The sequence below is a fragment of the Streptomyces sp. NPDC005774 genome, from assembly GCF_042871645.1.
In the GTDB taxonomy this organism is placed as follows: Bacteria; Actinomycetota; Actinomycetes; order Streptomycetales; family Streptomycetaceae; genus Streptomyces; species Streptomyces pratens.
The window spans coordinates 1-20,456 of record NZ_JBIAIV010000068.1 but is presented as its reverse complement, the minus strand read 5'-3'; the positions used below and the strand labels follow the sequence as shown (position 1 = coordinate 20,456).

The window sequence follows — 20,456 nt, the reverse complement described above, 5'->3', positions numbered from 1 at the left end:
GCACACCCGACTGAGAATCGGGATAATTCCCCCGTTTCGCCGTCCGGAAGTACCCTTGTTTCACGGATCGAAAACGACTAGCCGAAACATACTCCGAACACGCGTCGTATAAACTCCGTGGACAAGGCAGAAGGTTGGCGCCCACGGTCGAGTGATCCAGCCGATGAGGTGACGTGCGGCACTCCTCACCCCCACCTCTCGTACTCAGACCCCCCGGCCCCTGCCTCCTGGCCTTCGTGAGCTGACAGCGTCGTCCGCCCCGCCTTCGCGTCACTGTGCCTTCGAATGAGAGGCGACCCACCATGCCCCTGCATGTCCCCCCGGCTCCCGCGCCCGCACTGCGTTCCGTCCTGACCGCACTCTCCTCTCCCACCGCGGTCAGTGAGGCCCGAACCCCCTCCCTCCTCGGTGCCGAGGGGACTGCTTCGCCCGAACTGCCGCTGCCCGTACACGTCCTGGACCGGGTCACCGCCGAGGGCGTGTCCGCGACGCGACTGGCCGGCTGGCGCTTCCTGATCCGCTGCGGCGACCGGGCGGTGGCCGCAGCGGACACCGTACTCACCCCCGACGGCTGGGCCTTCTCCCGCTTCTTCGAGGGCCCCTACATCGCCTCCACCGAGCTGGCCCTGCGCCAGGCCGAGGCCCTGCCTCAGTCGTACCAGCCCCGGCTGCTGTCGGTACCCGGCCTCTACATGCTGGCCCTCTGGCTGCACGGCGACCGCACAGCGGACGGCGCCACCGGCCATCCGGCAGCCACCGACCTGCTCGTCCCGCTCGCCCCGGCACCGCCCGGCATCGCGGCCCACCGCCCGCACCGGGCCGCCGAACTTCTCCCGGTGCTGACCCACCGGGTCACGCCAGACCGGCTGCTCGGCTCACCCGCCTGACGCCTCTCACCTCTCACCTCGCGCGAGCACCCTCTCCTCGCCCCTCCCCCCTCTCCCGCACCTCCCTCTTGCGTGCCCGCCGCCGGACCGCCGGCGGCGGGCCACGCCCTCACCGGAACCACCAGGAAGTCCGACGTGGCCCAGGACACCGGAGTGGCCAGGACTCCGGACCGGACTAGCCTCATTCGGCCATGCGGAACCACCCGAATTGACAGGGCAGTTGAGCTGAACCGTCCACCAGGGTGACACGTCATCACCCTGTGAGGGGCGGTGCCGCGAAATCCCTGCGGATTGCCGCCCGAGGGGCAACACTTGTTTCCGACCGGCCTGTCTCGACGGGCCCATCACAACGGGGGGCGGCCATGAACGAAGCTTCACGGCGCGGAACTGAAACGACAGCCAGCCCGCAGGTCACGCCAGAGCGAAAGATCCCATCCATGTGCCAGCACCAGTCACCCTGCCCCGCAGCCGATTCCGCCGACCGGGAGTCCGCCCGTCTGGTGGCGCACCACCCGGAGCAGGGTTGGAGTCTGCTGTGCAACGGTGTCGTGCTCTTCGAGGACACCGGTGAACTCCTGCCCGATGGCAGGTGCATCGCCCCGCAGCGCTCCCTGGGCACCATCCAGGCGATGACCACCGCCTAAGCTTTGCCGGGCGGAGCAGAGCCCGCCCGCGGAACACCAGGGGCCGGACCTCGGGACTCCCGCGAACCGGCCCCGACGCGCATGCAGGGTCTGCCACACACCGTGACGCACCGGACGCATGTGCGTCACCCCTTGGTCGCGCCCGCGGTCAGGCCGCCGACGAGCTGGCGCTCGGCGACCGAGTAGAAGGCGAGCGCGGGAACCATGGCCAGGACGAGGTACGCGAAGACACGCGCGGTGTCCGCGGAGTACTGGCCCTGGAACTGCTGGACGCCTATAGGGATGGTCCACCAGGTGTCGTCGGTGAACACCAGCAGCGGCAGGAAGAAGTTGTTCCAGCTGGTGACCACGGCGAGCACCGAGACGGTGCCCAGCGCGGGCCGTGCCATCGGCAGCAGCACCCGCCAGAAGAAGCCGAACGGGCTGCAGCCGTCGAGCGTGGCCGCCTCCTCCAGTTCCCCTGGGATCTGCCGGAAGAATCCGCGCAGGATGATGATCGTCATCGGCAGGCCGAAGGCGGCCTGCGGGAGAATCACGCCGAGCGGGTTGTCCAGCAGACCCATGGAGCGCAGCAGCAGGAACAGCGGCAACGCGGCCACCGCGAACGGGAACATCAGCCCCATCGTGAACAGCGTGAACAGCACCTCCCGCCCCCGGAAGGCGAACCGGGCGAAGGAGAACGCCGCCGGCGCGGACACCGCGACCACTATCAAGGCCGTGGCGACGGCGATCAGCGTGCTGTTGCCGGCCAGCCGCCAGAAATCGCCGGAAGCAAGGATGCCGGTGTAGTTGGCGCCCACCCACGGGTCGGGCAGCCCGACGGGGTTACCCGAGAGCTGGTCGGTGGACTTGAACCCGGACAGCACGGCGTACAGCAGGGGCACGGCCATCACCGCGCCGACGGCGATCAGGACGAGATGCAACGACAGGGCCCGGAGAGAACGCCGGCGCGGGGGACTGGTCACGGTCTCGCTCGCGGACGCCTCCGGGGACGCCGGCGCGGACACGGCCGTGCCGAGGCCGGCCCGTTTTTGAGGGAGCGTCATTTTCCGCCTCCGCGCATGGTCGTGATCGCCCCTTCGAGGTCCCGGCGCAGCACGAAGCGCTGGTAGGCGAGGGCGAAGACGAGACTGATGCCGAACATGACCACACTGATCGCGCCGGCGTAGCCGACCTGGTAGCGCTTGAAGCCGTACTGGAACATGGTCACGGCCATGGTCTCGGAGTGGTGGTCGGGGCCGCCCTGAGTGATCACCCACACCAGGTCGAACAGCTGGATGGCACCGATCACCGACAGGAAGACGCTGATCCGCAGGGTGGGAGCCAGCAGCGGCAGGGTGACATTGCGGAAGCGCTGCCAGGGACCCGCGCCGTCGATCAGCGCCGCCTCGGTCAGCTCCTTGGGAATGGACTGGAGTCCGGCCAGGTGGAGCATCATGTGGAAGCCGAAGTACTTCCAGGTCATGACCAGGAAGAGGGTCGCCATCACCATGTCGGGATCGGCGAACCACTCCCCGCCGAGGCCCTCGAGCCCCACTTTGCCCAGGAGTTCGTCGGCGAGCCCCTCCCCGGGGGCGAAGATCATCGCGAACAGCACGCCGGTGATGGCCTCGGACAGTACGTACGGGGCGAAGAACAGCATGCGGTACACGGCCCGACCGCGTACGCGCTGGTTCAGCGCCACGGCCAGCGCCAGCGCGAAGGGCAGCTGGAGGACCAGCGACAGGGCGACCAGCAGGAAACAGCGCCACAGGTCGCCCAGGAACACGGGGTCCTGGAAAAGCCGGACGAAGTTGTCGCCGCCGACGAAGTCGGACGGCATGCCGAAGCCGCCCCACCGGAAGAAGGCGGCGTACACGGCGAACAGGATCGGCAGCAGCACCAGGACGCCGAACAGCACCAGCGCGGGCACCTGGAAGCCGACCGCGGTGAGCCAGTGCTGTGCGCGGCGGCGTCGGCGTCCGCGCGCGTCGGAGGTGGGCGGGGGCGAGAGATCGGTTTCGGGGCCGGTCCTCTTCTCCGGCAGGAACGTGGAGGTCATCGCCGGCTACTGCTCTTCCTTCGCCGTCTTCGTGATGGACTCGGCGGCCTGTCCGGGAGACTTGGAACCGGCGATGAGAGCGCCGACGGAGGCGTTGATCTCCTGGCCGAGAGCGGGGGCGTAGGCCTGGTCGAGGTAGAGCTGGAAACCGGTGGTGCTCTTGAGCTGTTTCTGCACGATCTGAAGGTTGGCGTCGGTCAGCGCCGCCTCGGCGGCCGGGACCACGGGCAGCACCCCGGTCTCCTTGACCAGTTCGCGGTCCGTCACCTCGGAGGCGAAGAACTCCAGGAAGTCGACCGCGGCCTGCGGCGCGCCCCGGCGCAGCGCGTGCCCGCCGCCCCCGCCGAACACCTCGGTGATGGTGCCCTTGCCGCCCTCGACGGCCGGGAACGGGAAGAAGCCGAGGTCGTCGCCGAGGCCCTTGCCCGCATCGGCTTCGACGACGGGAGCCCACTGGCCCATCAGTTCCATGGCCGCCTTGCCGTTGCCGACCGCGGCGGCCTGGCCGGTGGGGGTGGAGTAGGAGGCGCCGAGGAAGCCCTTCTGGAACGGCTCCAGGTCGACGAGTTCCTTGAGGTGTTTTCCGGCCTGGACGAAGCCGGGGCCGGTGAAGTCGTCGTCCGCGTCGGCCTTCGCGAGGGCGTCGATACCTGCGGTGCGCATCGCGAGGTACGCCCAGTAGTACATGCCGGTCCAGGTCTCCTTGCCGGCCAGGGCGATCGGCGTGACCTCGGCGGCCTTCAGCTTGCTCACCGCGTCCAGGAACCCGCTCCACGTGGTCGGCGGTTCGGCGATCCCGGCCTTCTTGAAGAGCGCCTTGTTGTACCAGAAGCCGACCATGCCGATGTCGAACGGGATGCCGTACAGCTTGTCGTCGAGGAGGTAGGGCTCCTTGGCGACCGGCAGCAGACTGTCGGCGAACGCCTTGGTGGAGCCGGTCAGGTCCTCGACGAGCCCCGCGTCGACCTGCTGCTTGAGTACGCCGCCACCCCACGTGTGGAAGATGTCCGGCAGCTTCCCGGAAGCGGTCAGCGCGGTCATCTTGGACTTGTAGGCGTCGTTCTCGAGCTGCACGATCTTTATCCTGACCGTGGGGTTCTGCTTTTCGAACTTCCGGGCGAGAGCGGCCCAGACGTCCTTCGTCGGCTGGGTGGTGGAGATGTTCCACCACTCGATCGTGGTCGTCCCCGACGACCCTCCGTCCGAGTCTCCGCCACACGCGCTCAGTGCCGTGATGCCCAGGCCGGCCGCGGCGGAGGCCGCCAGGAAGCCGCGGCGGGACAGTGCCGGGTCGCCCATGTCATGCACTCCTTGGAGTCAGGGGCGGACATCTCCACACCCACCCACTGGTTCGAAAGTTTCGGAAGAAACTCAGAAACATGCATTGTTGCCGCACCCTAGAGACAGCCGCCAAACGGTGGCAACCCCTTGTACGCGGTGAATCTGCCTCCGACCCGCACCGCACGCACCGGGGCGGCCGCCAACCGCGCCCGGACCGGACTCTTCCGCCACCCTCCAGAAGGCGGCGCCCCGCCGGTCGGCCGGGTCCGGTACGCTCCCGCCGCCACCATCGGCACCCCGGACCACGGCCCTCCCGGAAGTCCGGTTCGAAGCGGCCGGTCGGTGCGCGGTGACGGCCCCGAACACGCCGAGCGGCGCCGCGCCACCTCCGCCGAGGCAAGCGAAACTTTCGGATCATCCGGCGAACCTTACGATCGAAGACGCGGGAGCCACTCATTCCCATCACCCCCGCACCGTCCGGCTCCGCCTCCCGCCCTATCGTGATCGGCATGCAGTCCTACACGATCGGCCAGGCGGCGCGGCTGCTCGGCGTCAGCCCGGACACCGCCCGCCGCTGGGCGGACGCCGGCCGGGTCACCACCCACCGCGACGAAGGCGGACGGCGGCTCATCGACGGGCGGGACCTGGCCGCGTTCTCGGTGGACCTCGCGAAGGCCGGCACGGCCGAGGAGGGCACCCCGTACACCTCGGCGCGCAACGCCTTTCCCGGCATCGTCACCGCGATCAAGCTCGGCGACGTGGCCGCCCAGGTCGAGATCCAGGCGGGCCCGCACCGACTGGTCTCGCTGCTGACCCGCGAGGCCGTCGAGGAGCTCGGGCTGGAGGTCGGCATGGAGGCCACGGCCCGGGTGAAGTCGACAAACGTCCATATCGACCGCGTCTGACGCCCGGAAACGGCCCTGCTCAGGCCCTGGACCCCGCAGGCGGGTAGGGGGTACGACGAAGGGCTCCGCCCCGGCCACATGGCCGAAGCGGAGCCCTTCCGCTCCTCGGTACCTGTACAGGTACAGGGCGTTGCTCCTCGGTTTGCCGGTCCCGGTTGCCGGTCCCGGTTGCCGGTCCCGGTTGCCGGTCCCGGTTGCCGGTCCCGGTTGCCGGTCCCGGCCTCGTAGGGCGCCCGCCGCGTCAGTCCTCGTACGCCTCCAGCGGGGGGCAGGAGCACACCAGGTTACGGTCGCCGAAGGCCTGGTCGACGCGGCGCACCGGCGGCCAGTACTTGTCGGCGGCACTCACGCCGGTCGGGAAGACGGCTTCCTGACGACTGTACGCGTGCTCCCACTCCCCACCGAGCGCGGCGGCGGTGTGCGGGGCGTTGCGCAGGGGATTGTCCTCCGCGGGCCACTCACCGGAGCCGACCTTCTCGATCTCCGAGCGAATCGCGATCATCGTCTCGCAGAACCGGTCGAGTTCGGCCAGGTCCTCGGACTCGGTCGGCTCGATCATCAGCGTCCCGGCCACCGGGAACGACATCGTCGGCGCGTGGAAGCCGTAATCGATCAGCCGCTTGGCCACGTCGTCCACGCTCACGCCGGTCGCCTTGGTCAAGGGGCGCAGGTCGATGATGCACTCGTGCGCGACCAGCCCGCCGGGACCGGTGTACAGCACCGGGTAGTGCGGTTCGAGGCGCTTGGCGATGTAGTTGGCGCTGAGTACCGCCACCTGGGTGGCCCGCTTGAGCCCCTCGCCGCCCATCAGCCGGACGTACGCCCACGAGATGGGCAGGATCCCCGCCGAGCCCCACGGCGCCGCCGAGATGGGCCCGATCCCGGTCTCCGGCCCGGCCTCGGGCTGCAGCGGGTGGTTCGGCAAGTACGGCGCCAGGTGCGCCCGCACGCCGACCGGACCGACGCCGGGGCCGCCGCCGCCGTGCGGGATACAGAAGGTCTTGTGCAGGTTCAGGTGCGAGACGTCCCCGCCGAAGTGTCCGGGCTTGGCCAGCCCGACCAGCGCGTTGAGGTTCGCGCCGTCCACGTACACCTGGCCGCCGGCCTCGTGCACGGCCGCACAGATGTCGGCGACGTGCTCCTCGAACACACCGTGCGTCGAGGGGTACGTGATCATCAGCACCGACAGCTCGTCGCGGTACCGCTCGATCTTCGCGCGCAGGTCGTCGGCGTCGACCTCGCCGTCCTCGGCGGTCTTCACGACGACGACCTTCATGCCGGCCATGACGGCGCTGGCGGCGTTGGTGCCGTGCGCGGAGGACGGGATGAGGCAGACGGTGCGCTGCTCGTCGCCGTTGGCCCGGTGGTACCCGCGGACGGCGAGCAAACCGGCCAGTTCGCCCTGGGAGCCCGCGTTGGGCTGAAGGCTCACCTTGTCGTAGCCGGTGACCTCCGCGAGCCGGTCCTCCAGCTCGCGGATGAGCGTGAGGTAGCCCTGGACCTGCCCGGTCGGCGCGAAGGGATGCAACTGCCCGAACTCGGGCCAGGTGATGGGCTCCATCTCCGCGGTCGCGTTGAGCTTCATGGTGCAGGATCCCAGCGGGATCATGCCGCGGTCCAGCGCGTAGTCACGGTCGGCGAGCCTGCGCAGGTAGCGCAGCATCGCGGTCTCGGATCGGTGCTGGTGGAAGACGGGGTGCGCCAGGTACTCATCGGTGCGCAGCAGGGCGTCCGGGAGGGCGTTCCGCGCGGCCGCGTCCAGGGATTCGACGTCTCCCCCGACACCGAAGGCGCTCCACACGGCGGCGAGCCGGTCGCGCGTGGTCGTCTCGTCGCAGGCGATCGAGACGAGGTCGGCGTCGACGAGGTGCAGGTTGACGCCGTTGTCCCGGGCGGCGGCCACGACCTCGGCTGCCCGCCCCGGGACCCGTACGGTCAGCGTGTCGAAGTAGGAACCGTGGACGATCTCCACGCCCCCGGCCCGGAGCCCTTCGGCGAGGACGGTCGCGTAGCGGTGGGTGCGCCACGCGATGGTCCTCAGCCCCTCGGGGCCGTGGTACACGGCATACATACCGGCCATGACGGCGAGCAGCACCTGGGCGGTACAGATGTTGCTGGTGGCCTTCTCACGGCGGATGTGCTGCTCGCGGGTCTGGAGCGCGAGCCGGTAGGCCCTGTGCCCGTCCGCGTCGACGGAGACGCCGACGAGCCGTCCGGGCAGGCTGCGCGCCATCTTCTCCTGCACGGCCATGTATCCGGCGTGCGGTCCGCCGAAGCCCATCGGCACGCCGAAGCGCTGCGTCGTGCCGACCGCGATGTCCGCGCCGAGTTCGCCGGGGGACCTCAGCAGTGTGAGGGCGAGCAGATCGGCGGCGACGGTGACGAGCGCGCCCAGCTCGTGCGCCCGGTCGATCACCGGCTTGATGTCGCGTACGGCACCGGAGGCGCCCGGGTACTGGATCAGCACGCCGTTGATCTCACGCTCGGCGACCTCGGCGGGGATGCCCTCGCTCAGGTCGGCGACGACGACCTCGACGCCGGCCGGCTCGGCTCGGGTCCGGATGACGGCGACGGTCTGCGGCAGCGCGTCCGCGTCGACCAGGAACAGACCCTTCTTGTTCTTGCCCATGCGGCGCGACAGCGCCATCGCCTCGGCGGCCGCGGTGCCCTCGTCGAGCAGGGAGGCACCGGAGGTCGGGAGGCCGGTGAGCTCGGCGACCATGGTCTGGAAGTTCAGCAGCGCCTCGAGCCGCCCCTGCGAGATCTCGGGCTGGTACGGCGTGTAGGCCGTGTACCAGGCGGGGTTCTCCATGACGTTGCGCAGGATGACGGGCGGCGTGAAGGTCCCGTAGTACCCCAGCCCGATCATGGAGCCGAGCACCTCGTTGCGGTCGGCCAGCGACCGCAACTCGGCCAGCACCTCGGGCTCGGTGCGGGCACCCGGCAGGTCCAGCGCGTCGGCGTTCTTGATCACATCCGGGACGGCGGCGGCCGTCAGCTCCTCGAGCGAGCCGTAGCCGACCTGCGCGAGCATCTTGGCTCGGGCCTCGTGGTCGGGGCCGATGTGACGCTGCTCGAAGGGCGTTCCCTGTTCGAGCTCGGAGAGGGGAATGCGATGGGCGGTCATGTGCGGAGGCCTCCTGGTCCGACGACCTTCGAGGGGCACCATGACGGGTGCCCGGACGGCCTCCCCCTCTGTCATCTCAACCTGAGAGCTTCACCGGCCGCCCGGGGCGGCCGGCTTTCACCGTCGGTGAGAGCGGGAGCCGTCGACACCCGCTCTGCTTTCCAGAGTGACCTCGTCCATGCGGTACGTGGGCCTGAGAGATTCCGGGGAGGATTTGCTCCTTCGGCGCCCTCCGATGGTGCAGAGAGGGCTCTCCCGCACGGGGTCAGCAGCCGCTGCCAGGGTACCAGCGAGGGCAAGGCCCGTACTTTCGAGTGGCCGCCCCGCCGATTGTGCCGTTTTGTAGTGCTGACGAATCCTTGCGACCAGTGGAGGGCCCGTGCAGACCGACATCGATCCGCGCAACCTGATCGGCCGCAAGGCGTTCGACCGCAATGGCAACCGGATCGGCACGATCGATGAGGTCTATCTCGACGACGCCACCGGCGTGCCGGAGTGGGCGGCGATACGCACCGGCCTGTTCAGCAGGGATGCCTTCGTCCCCCTGGAGCCGAGCGAGCTGATCGACGGCGGCCTCCACATCCCCTTCGAACGCGCCCTGATCAAGGACGCTCCCGACTTCGGGGTGGGCCGCCATCTCTCCCCGGAGCAGGAACTCCAGCTCTACCACCACTACGGCCTGGACACAGCCGCCCCTCCCCCGTTCCCGGACCACGACTTCGGCAGGCTCGCCGGCAGGGACGACTCCGCCTGACGACGTCACCCGTGGCGCACTCGAGCCATCGCGCCGGCATCTGCCCGTCCCCAGGGCCTGCCTTCGGACTCACCCGGGGCAGCACCCTCACTCGCCCGAGGCCCCCAGGTCCGCACCACCGGCCCCCGCACCGGCCCTCGAACCCTGGCTGCCCCGGGCGCCCCGGCCGTCCTGGGGGCTCCGGGCATCGCCGTCGGCCCCGCCGTCCTGGGTGCCCTCCCCGCCCTGACCGTCACCGTCGTCCTGATCGTTCTCACCGCTCGGGCCGTCCGCACTCCCTCTGCTGTCCCCAGGCCTTCGCTCCACCAACGGCAGCGGATCCGCGGGGTACAGGGCCCGGTCGTCGGTCCGGAAGGTCCTCACCCGCCCCGGTGCCGATCCGGGCGTCTCGAATCGCACGGTGACCCGCCCGAGGCCGCTGCCCTGGACCCATCCATGGCCGTACTCGCTGTGCCTTACGTCGTGCCCGGCCGGCCAGCGCCGCTCGGCGCCCGGCTGTTGCCGTTCCTCCGCGGGCACTGCCGCCTCCGCTTCCGCGCCCAGCAGTTCCCTGTCCCGCTCCTCCGCCGCCTGCGCGAACAGATCCTCCTGCGTGTAATCGGCGAGCCCGCTGACCCCCACGCCCAGCAGCCGCACGCCGCCCGTCGTGTCGACCGAGTCCAGCAGCCGCGTCGCCGCCTCACGCACCACCGCCGGATCGTCCGTGGGACCCCGCAGAGTCTCGGAGCGGGTGAGTGTCGAGAAGTCGTACCGCCGCACCTTCAGCACGATGGTCCGTCCCGACAGCCCTGCTGCCCTCAGCCGGCGCACACAGCGGTCGGCGAGGCGCTGTACCTCCACCCCGACCCGCACCCGGTCGTGGATGTCCACGTCGTAGGTGTCCTCGACCGACACCGACTTCGTCTCCCGCTCGGCCACCACGGACCGCTCGTCCCTCGCCAGGGACATGGCGTGCAGGGCGTGTCCGTGTGCTTTGCCTAGCAGACGTACCAGCTCGTCCTCCCCTGCCTCGGCGAGGTCCCCGACCGTGTGGATCCCTGCCCGCCGCAGGTGGTCGCCGGTGGCCGGCCCGACACCCGGCAGTGTCCGGACCGACAGGGGCGCCAGCAGGGCCCGCTCGGTCCCCGGCTCGATCAGCACCAGCCCGTCCGGCTTGGCCTGCTCCGAAGCGATCTTCGCCAGCATCTTGGAGGCAGCCAGCCCCACCGATCCGGTGAGCCCCGTGACCGCCCGTATGTCCGCGCGCAGCTTCGCGCCGGCCAGCCGGGCGGACCGCTCGTCCTCAGCCGCCCCTCCGGCCTCCAGATCCACGAACGCCTCGTCCAGACTCAATGGCTCCACCAGTGGCGACAGCGCCCGCAGCAGCTCCATCACCTGGTCGCTGATCGACCGGTACAACGCGAAGCGGGGCACGAGATACGCCGCGTTCGGCGCGAGCCGCCGCGCCTGCGCCATGGGCAGCGCTGAACGGACACCGAAGACCCGGGCCTCGTACGAGGCGGTGGCGACCACACCGCGCGGCCCGAGCCCGCCCACGACCACGGCCTTCCCGCGCAGGCTCGGCTTGGACGCCTGCTCCACCGAGGCGAAGAAGGCGTCCATGTCGAGATGCAGGACTGTGGGTGCGGATCTCACGTCTCCGATGCTGCCCTACGCCACTGACAATGCCCCGTCGTGGGTGCCGTGCCGCCCGCCGCCCCGAGGGCCGCCCCGGCAGTACGGTCCCCATGCACGGCGCAGAGCAGGGACACCGCGGACGGCACGGATCCGCCCGTGCGGCTCAGACGGCGCGGTTGCGCCGCCTCGCCAGCTCATCCGCCGGGTTGGGGCCGATCAGCGTCTCCCCGGTGTCGATGCGTTCCCCGTGCAATTGCGACAGCGCGTTCTCGATGTCCCGCCACACCACGCTCACGGCGATCCCGAAGATCCCCTGGCCGCCCTGGAGCAGGGCATGGACCTCGTCCGGCGTGGCGCACTCGTAGACCGTGGCGCCGTCGCTCATCAGCGTCATGCGCTCCAGATCGCGGAAGCCCCCCTCCCGCAGGTGCTGGACGGTGGTACGGATGTTCTGCAGCGAGACACCGGTGTCCAGGAACCGCTTGACGATCTTCAGGACGACGACGTCCCGGAAGCTGTACAGCCGCTGTGTCCCCGAGCCATGGGCCGGCCGCACACTCGGCTCGACCAGTCCCGTGCGAGCCCAGTAGTCCAGTTGCCGGTAGGTGATACCGGCGGCCGCGCAGGCCGTCGGGCCGCGGTAGCCGATCTCCTCGGACGCCATGGACGTCGCCGCCCCTCCGCTGCTGCTGCTCGGCACGGCCGCCGGTCGCTGCGGAGCAGGATCGGCCACACTGCCGTGATGGGCATACGCCCCGCTCGCGCGGAGCTGAGAGCCTGGGGGAGGGTACAGACCGCTCACCCCGAGACCATGTCCGGGGGCACCCCCAGCCGTACCGTCGCCGGTGCTTCTCACGCCGACCTCCGTCCTTGACCTGCCTCCTCGACGGTAGGCAGTCACCAAGGGTGCGTCAACGATCGCCACACTCGGCACGCCGAGTGATAATCACCCTAAGAGTGGTTTCCCGTGCCCCACCGCGGGGAAAGGCTAGCCGAATGCCCTCCGCGCGGGCCGTGCAAGGCCCTCACGTACCGCGGTTTCGAGCGGCATTCCGGCGGAACGGCCGCCGCCCTCACTGGCTGCTGGAGCCGAAATCCTCCGGCGAGATCTGGTCGAGGAACTCGCGGAACTTCTCCACCTCGTCCTCCTGCTCGTCCGGGATGGCGATCCCGGCATCGTCGAGCACCGTGTCGCTGCCGTAGATCGGCGTACCCGTGCGCAGCGCCAGCGCTATAGCGTCGGACGGCCGGGCGCTCACCTCGACACCGCTGGCGAAGACCAGCTCCGCGTAGAAGACACCCTCGCGCAGGTCTGTGATGCGCACTTCCGTGAGCTCCTGGCCGACGGCTTCCAGCACGTCCTTGAAGAGGTCGTGGGTCAGCGGGCGCGCGGGAGCCATGCCCTGCTGGGCGAAGGCGATGGCCGTCGCCTCCCCCGGGCCGATCCAGATGGGGAGGTACCGGTCGCCTCCCACTTCACGCAGCAGCACGATCGGTTGGTTCGAGGGCATTTCGACCCGGACACCTACGACATCGAGCTCGTTCACACAGCAACCCTAGGCCGTGCCCGGGATGTTTGGGTAGTCGGGTCTGCATCGGACGGCCGATCCAGGCCCTCCTGGCCTCATGGCAGCCGCACCCCGAGCGCCGCGCTCACCAGCGCGGCGTGCAACTTCACCGTGAGACCGGCGAGCTCCTTCGTACGCGCCTCCGCGTGCGCCCTGGTCTGCGGGTTGCGATGACGCTTGAGCGGGGCGACGACCTGGTCGACCAGACCGGCCTCCCGGTCGGCGGCGGCCTTCATCGCCCTCAGATGCCGCGGCTCGATCCCGAACCGTCCCAGCTCGGTGATGAGGCCGGCGATGGTGATCGCCTCGGCGTCGTACACCTCGTTCTCAACCGGCGCGAGCAGCCCGTACGACTCCCACTCCGCGAGCTGCTGCTGGTCGACGCCGACCGCCGCCAGCAGCTGCGCCCTCCCGATCCGGGCCGCTGTCGCGGGCGGGTCGGCGGACGGCTCGGGGCCGGCTTCCCCGTCCCGCGGCCGGGACAGTGCCGGAAGCGGGACGGCCTCGCCGCGCTCCATCGCGTCCAAGTGCTCGCGGATCACCTTGAGCGGCAGATAGTGGTCCCGCTGCATCCTCAGGACATGGCCGAGACGCTCCACGTCCCCGGTGCTGAACTTGCGGTACCCCGAGGGGGTCCGCTGCGGCTCGATGAGCCCCTCCGACTCCAGGAAGCGGATCTTGGAGATGGTGACTTCGGGGAATTCCTCGCGCAGCACGTTCAGCACCGTGCCGATGCTCATCAGTCCAGTTTCCGCGGCGGCGGTACCGTGCCCGGTACCGCCGCTCGGTGTATGAAGCATGGACCTTCCCTGGGGTCAGGGTGCCCCGGACGGAGTCCGGGGAGGGTCAGTAGCCCCGCTGGCTCGCGTAGAAGACCAGCCGGTACTTGCCGATCTGCACCTCGTCACCGTTCGAAAGACCGACTTGGTCGATCCGCTCACGGTTGACGTACGTGCCGTTCAGGCTGCCCACATCGGCCACTGTGAACGAACCGTCCTGGCTGCGGCGGAACTCCACGTGCCGGCGGGAGACCGTCACGTCGTCCAGGAAGATGTCACTCTGCGGGTGGCGTCCGGCCGTGGTCAGATCACCGTCCAGCAGGAAGCGGCTGCCCGAGTTCGGACCGCGGAGCACGACCAGGAGCGCGGAACCCATCGGCAGCGCGTCGACGGCCGCCTGCGCCTCCGGGGACAGCGTCGGCACCTGCGTCTGGCCGGTGACCTCGGCGTCGTACGCCTCGAGACCGGAGATGGAGATGGTGGACGTCGTCTCGGAGGGACGCTCCGGGACGGCTCCGGGCCTGAGCGGAGCTCCACAGTTCGAACAGAAACGGCTGTTCTCCGCGTTGCGGTTACCGCACCTCGTGCACACCAAGGCCGACATGGACGGATCCTCCTGCCCACCGGGGGCCTGGGACGCGTACGGGGTGGAGAACCCTCCACCCGTACCTGAGGTTGACGGTTGCCCGAAACCTATGCCGCTCGACTGCGCAGGGTCAACCGACTGCGTGCCCTGACCTCCCGCGACGTCCCCGCCCGGACCGCCGACCTGATCCCGGTACAGCGGACGCGACGCCTCTGCGTCGGGCTGTGCGCGATGGCGAGCGGTCGCATTGTCGCGGCCTTCTCGTGCGCTCTTGCCGAACAACTTCCCAAACAACTTCACGGGCGATTCCCCTTGACCGAAACAGACCCGCCCGTGGGGCAGGACGAACCCTGACTGAACACACTGGCCGACCCGGACATCCTCACAACGTCCGTATCCACCAGACAGTTTCCACCACGCACCACCCATTCGGTGCGCCGACCCCCCGCAACCTCTTGCCCTCGCCGGTCACCCTCCATGCACCCCCGGTTCACTGCGAGGACGACCGAGCGTAGTCAGGCTGCTTCGCCGGTCGCAAGGCATCCACGACGATCTTGGTCGACCGCTCCACCGAGGCGGCGGCCTGTTCCTTCTCCAGAGTCTGCACCACTCCTCCAGGGATGTTGAGCGCCGGCTCGAGGTCCTGCGGCTTGCCGATGACCTTGAAACGATAGGGGGCAGTGATCTTGTTCCCGTCGACGCTCACTCTGTCGCCGGAATCCGACAGGTAGGTGCCCGCCACGACCCGTACGCCGTTCACCTGAATGGCCTCGGCGCCGGCCGCGCGCAGCTCCTGGACCGCATCGAGCAGCATGTTCGACTCGACCACCCCCTTCGGGTCCTCGATGACCAACGTGATGCCGGGGCCCTGTGCAGCCACCGTGCCTGCCAGAATCCCGAGTTGGCGTTCCCTCTCGAGCGTCTGCCGGCGGGCCTCCTCTGCCTGGTCCGAGCTGTTCTCGAGCTCGTCGCGCTGCTCCTCGAGTCCTTGCTTCTCGTCCTCAAGACGCTCTGTGCGGTCGTCGAGTTCATCGAGGATGCGGACCAGATCCTCCTGGCGTGCGCCGCGCAGGGCGCTGTCGCCCTCGCTGTTCGAGGCCACCTGGACGGCCAGGCCGAATCCCAGGCCGAACAGCAGGAGAGCGACGATGAGTTGGGCCCGGGTGATCCGTGGCGGCCACAGGCCTTTCACCAGCCGCTGCCGTCCGGACAGATCGGATCCCAGCCGTTCCGGTGGCGCCTCCTCCTCCGTGGACGCGGATGCGCTCGCGGGTACCTCGTCGGGCAGTTCCTTCCGGAAGCCGCCACCGGCTGCCGCGGCGGGATGCGGCGCGGCGGCAGGGGGCGGTGCCGAGGCGGGGCGGGGCCGGGACGCCTGGTGGGCTCCGGGGGCCGTGTGCGGTCCGGTCGGCGGCTCGGGCATCGTCCTGCCGTCCTGACGGGGGTGCTCGGGCTCGGGCTCGTGGTCCTGATCGCTCATCGGTCTCACGCCCGGAACACGTGCCGGCGGATCGCCGCGGCATTGGAGAAGATCCGGATACCGAGGACGACCACCACGCCCGTGGACAGCTGGGCACCCACGCCCAGCTCATCGCCGAGGAAGACGATCAGCGCGGCAACGACCACGTTGGACAGGAACGACACCACGAAGACCTTGTCGTCGAAGATGCCGTCGAGCATGGCCCGCAACCCGCCGAAGACGGCGTCGAGGGCCGCCACGACGGCGATCGGCAGGTACGGCTCGACGACCGCCGGAACCTCGGGCCGGACCAACAGTCCGGCCACGACTCCCACGACGAGGCCCAGTACGGCGATCACGATGTGCCTTTCTCAGGTGCGGTCTCGGTTATCGGTTGAGCAGTTCGGACGATCACGCTCGGCGCGGCGGGCAGCCGGAGGTCGTCCTCCACCGAAAGAGTGGTACGGATGTCGTAGCTCTCCTGCAGGGCATGCAGATACAGCCCGTCCGAGCTGTTCTGGAACCGGCTGCTCAACTGCCGGCCGTCCCCCACGGCGAAGACCGTGTAAGGGGGCACCAGCGGCCTGTTGTCGACCAGTATCGCGTCCCCGGCGGCCCTGATCGCCGAAAGGGCGGTCAGCCGCTGCCCGTTGATGGAGATCGCCTCGGCGCCGGACTCCCACAGACCGTTGACCACGCGCTGCATGTCCCGGTCGCGGACCCGCCCGGTGTCGGAGAACCCGGTGGTCGAACGAGCGTCGCCGTCCCCGCCGGTGCTCGTTTCCTTGGCATCGTTCACCACGAGCTTCACGCCGGGGCCGTGCACCGCGACAGCACCGGCCAGGACGCCCACCAGATCGGTGCGGTCGTTCTGGCCGCTGCGCCTGAGCGCCTCGCGCTGCCGCGCGCTCACGTCGGCGCGGAGGGCGTCGATGTCGTCCTCGAGCTTGTCCGCCGCCTCGGTTTCCCGGTCGATCCTGTCGATCAGTTCCTCGCGCTCCTTGGCTACGACGGGAGCCTCCACTCTGGCCTGCGCGGCTCCGACGGTCACCACCAGGGCCGCGAGCACCAGACCGCCGGCGAGCCCCAGTTTCGCCCTGAGGGTCTTCGGCATGCCTCCGCCGCCGTCGGCCTGCCTTCGCGCGGCGGCCTCGGCATATCCCTCGTCGAGGCTGTGGTCCATCACGTTGGTGATCAACGACATGGACGCGTCCGGACGCGGTAGCCGCTGGGGGGTGCTCCGAACGGGGGGTTGCTGCGGCATGCCGCACATCGTCGCACGCCGTGGGTGCTACCTCCGAACGGGCCTGCGTGCGTACCGGACAGGCCCCGTCGGGGACACTTGTCCGGCACGCACGCGTACCGTTCGTTGCACGGTTCCGAGTTACCGTCCGGCGCTGTCCACCACCGCTGCCCACTCGTCGAGCAGAGCCTGGGCAGAGGCGTCGTCGGGACCCTCGGCCCACAGGTGGGTGACCGCCTCGGCCGGGTCGGGCAGCACCATCACCCAGCGGCCGTCGGCTTCCACCACACGCACCCCGTCAGTGGTGTCCACGAAGCGGTCACCGGCCTCCTCGACGACCCGCCGCATCACGAGCCCCTTGACCGCCCACGGGGTCGCCAGGTCACGCTTGATCACGTGCGCACGCGGGATACGCGCATCGATCTGGCTGAGCGTGAGCTGCGTCCTGGCCACCAGACCGATGAGCCGGACAAAGGCCGCGGTGCCGTCGTAGACCCTGCTGAACTCCGGAACGATGAAACCGCCCTTGCCGTCACCGCCGAAGATCGTGCCCTCCTCACCACCCACGCGGGTGAGATCGTCGGGCGAGGTGGTCGTCCACTCCACCTGGGTTCCGTGGTAGGCCGCCACCTGCTCGGCGATCCTGGTGGTGGTCACGGGAAGCGCGACTCGGCCGCTGCGCCGCTCGGCCGCGATGAGGTCGAGCAGGACGAGCAGCGCCCTGTCGTCCTCGATGATCCTCCCCTTCTCGTCGACGAGGGAGAGCCTCTCGCCGACCGGGTCGAATCGCACACCGAACGCGGCACCGGAGGATGCCACCATCTCGCCGAGCCGCACCAGCCCCGCCCGTCGGACATCTGCCGTCTCGGTCGGCCTGGACTCGTTGAGCCCCGGGTTGATGGTCAGTGAGTCCACTCCGAGCTTGCCGAGCAGACTCGGCAGCACGAGCCCCGCGCTGCCGTTGGAGGCGTCCACGACCACCTTCAGCCCGGACTCCGCGATTCCCGTGATGTCGACGTTCCGCAACAGCGAGCCGGTGTACGAGTCGAAGACGCTCGCCGGGAAGTGCAGATCACCGATCTCGCCCGGGAACGCGCGCCGGTACTCCTGCCGCGCGAACACCCGGTCCAGTTTGCGCTGGCTGCCCTGCGAGAGGTCGGCGCCCTGCTCGTCGAAGAACATGATGTCGACGGAGTCCGGCACCCCGAGAGTGGTCCGGATCATGATGCCGCCCGCGCTGCCCCGCGCGGTCTGCTGCCGGGCCACGGGCAGCGGTACGTTCTCCAGGTCCCGTACGTCGATGGCGCTGGCCTGCAACGCGGAGATGACCGCACGCTTCAGGGCACGGGCACCGCGGGAGTGGTCCCGGGCGGTGGTGACCGTCGCCCCCTTCTTCAGCGTTGTCGCATAGGCGCCGGCCAGCCGAACGGCGAGTTCAGGCGTGATCTCGACGTTCAGGATTCCCGACACCCCACGGGCGCCGAAAAGATGGGCCTGTCCTCTGGACTCCCAGATGACCGAGGTGTTGACGAACGCGCCGGCCTCGATCGTCTTGAACGGGTAGACCCGTACATTGCCCTGGACAATGGATTCTTCACCGATCAGGCACTCGTCGCCGATGACAGCGCCGTCCTCGATCCGCGCCGCGCGCATGACGTCGGTGTTCCTGCCGAGGACGCAGCCCCTCAGGTTGCTGTGCGGCCCGACGTACACGTTGTCGTGGACGACGGCCTTGTGCAGGAAGGCCCCGCTCTTCACCACGACGTTGGACCCCACGACCGTGTGCTCACGTATCTCGGCGCCGGCTTCGACCTTGGCGTAGTCGCCGATGTAGAGCGGTCCGCGCAGTATGGCGTCGGGATGTACTTCGGCGCCCTCCGCGACCCATACGCCCGGAGAGATCTCGAAGCCGTCGATGTCGACGTCGACCTTGCGCTCCAGGACATCGGCCTGAGCCTTCACATAGCTCTCGTGCGTGCCGACGTCCTCCCAGTAGCCCTCGGCGATGAAGCCGTAGACGGGCTTGCCTTCCTTCATCAGCTGCGGGAAGACGTCCCCGGACCAGTCGACGGGCACGTCGGCCTCGACATAGTCGAAGACCTCGGGCTCCATGACGTAGATGCCGGTGTTCACCGTGTCGGAGAAGACCTGTCCCCAGGTCGGCTTCTCGAGGAAGCGCTCGACCTTGCCTTCCTCGTCCACGATGGTGATACCGAATTCCAGCGGATTGGGCACCCGGGTCAGACAGACCGTGACCAGCGCGCCCTTCTCCTTGTGGAAGTTGATCAGCTCGGTCAGGTCGAAATCTGTCAGCGCGTCGCCAGAGATAACAAGGAAGGTGTCGTCCTTCAGTGCCTCTTCGGCGTTCTTGACGCTTCCTGCGGTACCGAGTGGCTTCTCCTCATTGGCATAGGTGAGCTCCATTCCGAGCTCTTCGCCGTCACCGAAATAGTTCTTGACGAGCGATGCCAGGAACTGGACAGTCACAACGGTTTCATTGAGTCCATGCCTTTTGAGCAACCGCAGAACATGCTCCATGATCGGCTGGTTGGCCACCGGCAGGAGCGGCTTGGGCATGCTTGAGGTCATAGGGCGAAGGCGCGTGCCTTCGCCCCCGGCCATCACGACGGCCTTCATGTCGGAAGCGTCCTCCTCGAAGAGACGACGGTCTAGCCGACTTCACCTGCCAAGATTGTCCCGCACTTTTCCACCGCGGGCCATCGCGCGACGTTGCGCGTGCCAATCAGCGAGTTCAGCCGGCCATGGCGTCCGCACGAACCAGGCGGCGGACCTGCACCACGTAGAGGACTCCTGCCCACCAATAGAGGGTTGTACCCCATCCAGCGAACGCCCATCCGAAAATAGCAGCGAGTGACGAGATCCAGCCACTACCGTCACTGAGCAGGAGCAACGGAAAGGCGTACATCAGGTTGAAGGTGGCTGCCTTCCCAAGGAAGTTCACCTGCGGTGGCGGATAACCGTGACGCCGGAGGATGCCCACCATCACCAGGAGAAGCAGCTCACGGGCCAGCAGTACGGCCGTCAACCAAAGCGGAAGAATCTCGCGCCAGGTGAGACCCACCAGGGTCGAAAGGATATAGAGCCGGTCCGCCGCTGGATCGAGGAGCCGGCCGAGGCTGCTGACCTGGTTCCATCGCCGCGCGAGCTTGCCGTCCAGATAATCACTGACACCGCTCAGAGCGAGCACCAGGAGCGCCCAGCCGTCACTCTTCGGGCCGCCGAACTCCGGCCGGAGGATCAGCCACAGGAAGAGTGGCACGCCGAGAAGTCGCGCCATGCTGAGGATGTTCGGGATGGTGAGGACCCGGTCCGTCTGGACGCGAGTCTCCTGGACCTCCACCCGGGGACCTCCTGTGGGAAATGTGTTGATGATGCTCACCGACCCTACCTCAAAGCAAAAAAGCTCTGGCCCTTGGGCTGCGTGCCCAAGAGCCAGAGCTCTAAAAGGAGTTCGGCGGCGTCCTACTCTCCCACAGGGTCCCCCCTGCAGTACCATCGGCGCAATAAGGCTTAGCTTCCGGGTTCGGAATGTAACCGGGCGTTT

18 protein-coding genes, 1 rRNA gene and 1 riboswitch are annotated in these 20,456 nt (G+C 68.9%); of the genes, 4 read left to right on the top strand and 15 right to left on the bottom strand.

Features of this window, described 5'->3' with window-relative positions; genetic code table 11:
• Positions 1-302 precede the first annotated feature (302 nt).
• On the top strand, positions 303-887 hold the full coding sequence (locus ACFYQA_RS35435; RefSeq protein ID WP_386407240.1) for a hypothetical protein: 585 nt from the start codon (positions 303-305) through the stop codon (positions 885-887).
• A 437-nt stretch (positions 888-1,324) separates the two neighbouring features.
• Entirely contained in the window at positions 1,325-1,531 is a 207-nt protein-coding gene (locus tag ACFYQA_RS35430; RefSeq protein ID WP_388926960.1) for a DUF5999 family protein, read from the top strand.
• A 125-nt stretch (positions 1,532-1,656) separates the two neighbouring features.
• Here ACFYQA_RS35430 and ACFYQA_RS35425 read toward each other — a convergent pair whose 3' ends face one another.
• From ACFYQA_RS35425 to ACFYQA_RS35415, 3 genes are all read right to left on the bottom strand, one after another.
• Complete coding sequence (locus tag ACFYQA_RS35425; RefSeq protein ID WP_388926987.1) at positions 1,657-2,421, bottom strand: carbohydrate ABC transporter permease; 765 nt, start codon at positions 2,419-2,421, stop codon at positions 1,657-1,659.
• Between the two features lie 152 nt (positions 2,422-2,573).
• On the bottom strand, positions 2,574-3,572 hold the full coding sequence (locus ACFYQA_RS35420) for a carbohydrate ABC transporter permease (RefSeq protein WP_388926957.1): 999 nt from the start codon (positions 3,570-3,572) through the stop codon (positions 2,574-2,576).
• 6 nt (positions 3,573-3,578) lie between these two features.
• The gene (locus ACFYQA_RS35415; protein ID WP_388926954.1) at positions 3,579-4,871 is read right to left on the bottom strand and encodes an extracellular solute-binding protein; all 1,293 of its coding nucleotides are present in this window, start codon (positions 4,869-4,871) and stop codon (positions 3,579-3,581) included.
• A gap of 491 nt (positions 4,872-5,362) precedes the next feature.
• Here ACFYQA_RS35415 and ACFYQA_RS35410 point away from each other — a divergent pair, with 491 nt between their 5' ends.
• A complete protein-coding gene (locus tag ACFYQA_RS35410; RefSeq protein ID WP_055596962.1) occupies positions 5,363-5,758 on the top strand; it encodes a molybdopterin-binding protein in 396 nt (131 codons plus the stop codon).
• 241 nt (positions 5,759-5,999) lie between these two features.
• Here the strand turns inward: ACFYQA_RS35410 and gcvP are convergent, their stop codons facing one another.
• Complete coding sequence (gene gcvP / locus ACFYQA_RS35405) at positions 6,000-8,885, bottom strand: aminomethyl-transferring glycine dehydrogenase (RefSeq protein ID WP_388926951.1); 2,886 nt, start codon at positions 8,883-8,885, stop codon at positions 6,000-6,002.
• Positions 8,886-9,056: 171 nt separating this feature from the next.
• Positions 9,057-9,153, bottom strand: a riboswitch (glycine riboswitch).
• Between the two features lie 111 nt (positions 9,154-9,264).
• Here gcvP and ACFYQA_RS35400 point away from each other — a divergent pair.
• Positions 9,265-9,639: a PRC-barrel domain-containing protein gene (locus ACFYQA_RS35400; RefSeq protein WP_386407232.1), complete on the top strand. Its 375-nt coding sequence runs from the start codon at positions 9,265-9,267 to the stop codon at positions 9,637-9,639.
• 87 nt (positions 9,640-9,726) lie between these two features.
• Here ACFYQA_RS35400 and ACFYQA_RS35395 read toward each other — a convergent pair whose 3' ends face one another.
• The 11 genes from ACFYQA_RS35395 to rrf form a co-directional block, all read right to left on the bottom strand.
• Entirely contained in the window at positions 9,727-11,274 is a 1,548-nt protein-coding gene (locus tag ACFYQA_RS35395; RefSeq protein ID WP_388926948.1) for a DNA polymerase IV, read from the bottom strand.
• 145 nt (positions 11,275-11,419) lie between these two features.
• A complete protein-coding gene (locus ACFYQA_RS35390) occupies positions 11,420-12,112 on the bottom strand; it encodes a MerR family transcriptional regulator (RefSeq protein ID WP_388926945.1) in 693 nt (230 codons plus the stop codon).
• A 217-nt stretch (positions 12,113-12,329) separates the two neighbouring features.
• Positions 12,330-12,803, bottom strand: a complete 474-nt coding sequence (locus ACFYQA_RS35385) for a bifunctional nuclease family protein (protein ID WP_003988851.1) — start codon at positions 12,801-12,803, stop codon at positions 12,330-12,332.
• Positions 12,804-12,880: 77 nt separating this feature from the next.
• Positions 12,881-13,624: a MerR family transcriptional regulator gene (locus ACFYQA_RS35380; protein ID WP_388926942.1), complete on the bottom strand. Its 744-nt coding sequence runs from the start codon at positions 13,622-13,624 to the stop codon at positions 12,881-12,883.
• A gap of 46 nt (positions 13,625-13,670) precedes the next feature.
• Positions 13,671-14,618 (bottom strand): FHA domain-containing protein, encoded by a 948-nt coding sequence (locus ACFYQA_RS35375; RefSeq protein WP_388926939.1) that lies wholly within the window; start codon positions 14,616-14,618, stop codon positions 13,671-13,673.
• Between the two features lie 61 nt (positions 14,619-14,679).
• Positions 14,680-15,669 carry a DUF881 domain-containing protein gene (locus ACFYQA_RS35370; RefSeq protein ID WP_388926936.1) on the bottom strand — a complete coding sequence of 330 codons (990 nt, stop codon included), beginning with the start codon at positions 15,667-15,669 and terminating at the stop codon, positions 14,680-14,682.
• A 5-nt stretch (positions 15,670-15,674) separates the two neighbouring features.
• The gene (locus tag ACFYQA_RS35365; protein WP_030808725.1) at positions 15,675-16,007 is read right to left on the bottom strand and encodes a small basic family protein; all 333 of its coding nucleotides are present in this window, start codon (positions 16,005-16,007) and stop codon (positions 15,675-15,677) included.
• Entirely contained in the window at positions 16,004-16,852 is an 849-nt protein-coding gene (locus ACFYQA_RS35360; protein ID WP_388926933.1) for a DUF881 domain-containing protein, read from the bottom strand. Before ACFYQA_RS35360 ends, ACFYQA_RS35365 begins: the two co-directional genes overlap by 4 nt.
• A 180-nt stretch (positions 16,853-17,032) precedes the next feature.
• Positions 17,033-19,528 carry a sugar phosphate nucleotidyltransferase gene (locus ACFYQA_RS35355; protein ID WP_388926930.1) on the bottom strand — a complete coding sequence of 832 codons (2,496 nt, stop codon included), beginning with the start codon at positions 19,526-19,528 and terminating at the stop codon, positions 17,033-17,035.
• A gap of 115 nt (positions 19,529-19,643) precedes the next feature.
• Positions 19,644-20,252 carry a CDP-alcohol phosphatidyltransferase family protein gene (locus ACFYQA_RS35350; RefSeq protein ID WP_332426082.1) on the bottom strand — a complete coding sequence of 203 codons (609 nt, stop codon included), beginning with the start codon at positions 20,250-20,252 and terminating at the stop codon, positions 19,644-19,646.
• A gap of 109 nt (positions 20,253-20,361) precedes the next feature.
• Positions 20,362-20,456 (bottom strand): 5S ribosomal RNA (gene rrf / locus ACFYQA_RS35345); the annotation flags it as partial.

What these genes read in the sequence shown, in the direction of transcription:
- ACFYQA_RS35370 (WP_388926936.1), bottom strand. Translation starts at nt 15,669, where the DNA reads ATGAGCGATCAGGACCACGAGCCCGAGCCCGAGCACCCCCGTCAGGAC.
- ACFYQA_RS35430 (WP_388926960.1), top strand. Translation starts at nt 1,325, where the DNA reads ATGTGCCAGCACCAGTCACCCTGCCCCGCAGCCGATTCCGCCGACCGG.
- ACFYQA_RS35425 (WP_388926987.1), bottom strand. Translation starts at nt 2,421, where the DNA reads ATGGCCGTGCCCCTGCTGTACGCCGTGCTGTCCGGGTTCAAGTCCACC.
- ACFYQA_RS35410 (WP_055596962.1), top strand. Translation starts at nt 5,363, where the DNA reads ATGCAGTCCTACACGATCGGCCAGGCGGCGCGGCTGCTCGGCGTCAGC.
- ACFYQA_RS35415 (WP_388926954.1), bottom strand. Translation starts at nt 4,871, where the DNA reads ATGGGCGACCCGGCACTGTCCCGCCGCGGCTTCCTGGCGGCCTCCGCC.
- ACFYQA_RS35355 (WP_388926930.1), bottom strand. Translation starts at nt 19,528, where the DNA reads ATGAAGGCCGTCGTGATGGCCGGGGGCGAAGGCACGCGCCTTCGCCCT.
- gcvP (WP_388926951.1), bottom strand. Translation starts at nt 8,885, where the DNA reads ATGACCGCCCATCGCATTCCCCTCTCCGAGCTCGAACAGGGAACGCCC.
- ACFYQA_RS35435 (WP_386407240.1), top strand. Translation starts at nt 303, where the DNA reads ATGCCCCTGCATGTCCCCCCGGCTCCCGCGCCCGCACTGCGTTCCGTC.
- ACFYQA_RS35375 (WP_388926939.1), bottom strand. Translation starts at nt 14,618, where the DNA reads ATGGGTGGTGCGTGGTGGAAACTGTCTGGTGGATACGGACGTTGTGAG.
- ACFYQA_RS35380 (WP_388926942.1), bottom strand. Translation starts at nt 13,624, where the DNA reads ATGCTTCATACACCGAGCGGCGGTACCGGGCACGGTACCGCCGCCGCG.
- ACFYQA_RS35420 (WP_388926957.1), bottom strand. Translation starts at nt 3,572, where the DNA reads ATGACCTCCACGTTCCTGCCGGAGAAGAGGACCGGCCCCGAAACCGAT.
- ACFYQA_RS35360 (WP_388926933.1), bottom strand. Translation starts at nt 16,852, where the DNA reads ATGTCGTTGATCACCAACGTGATGGACCACAGCCTCGACGAGGGATAT.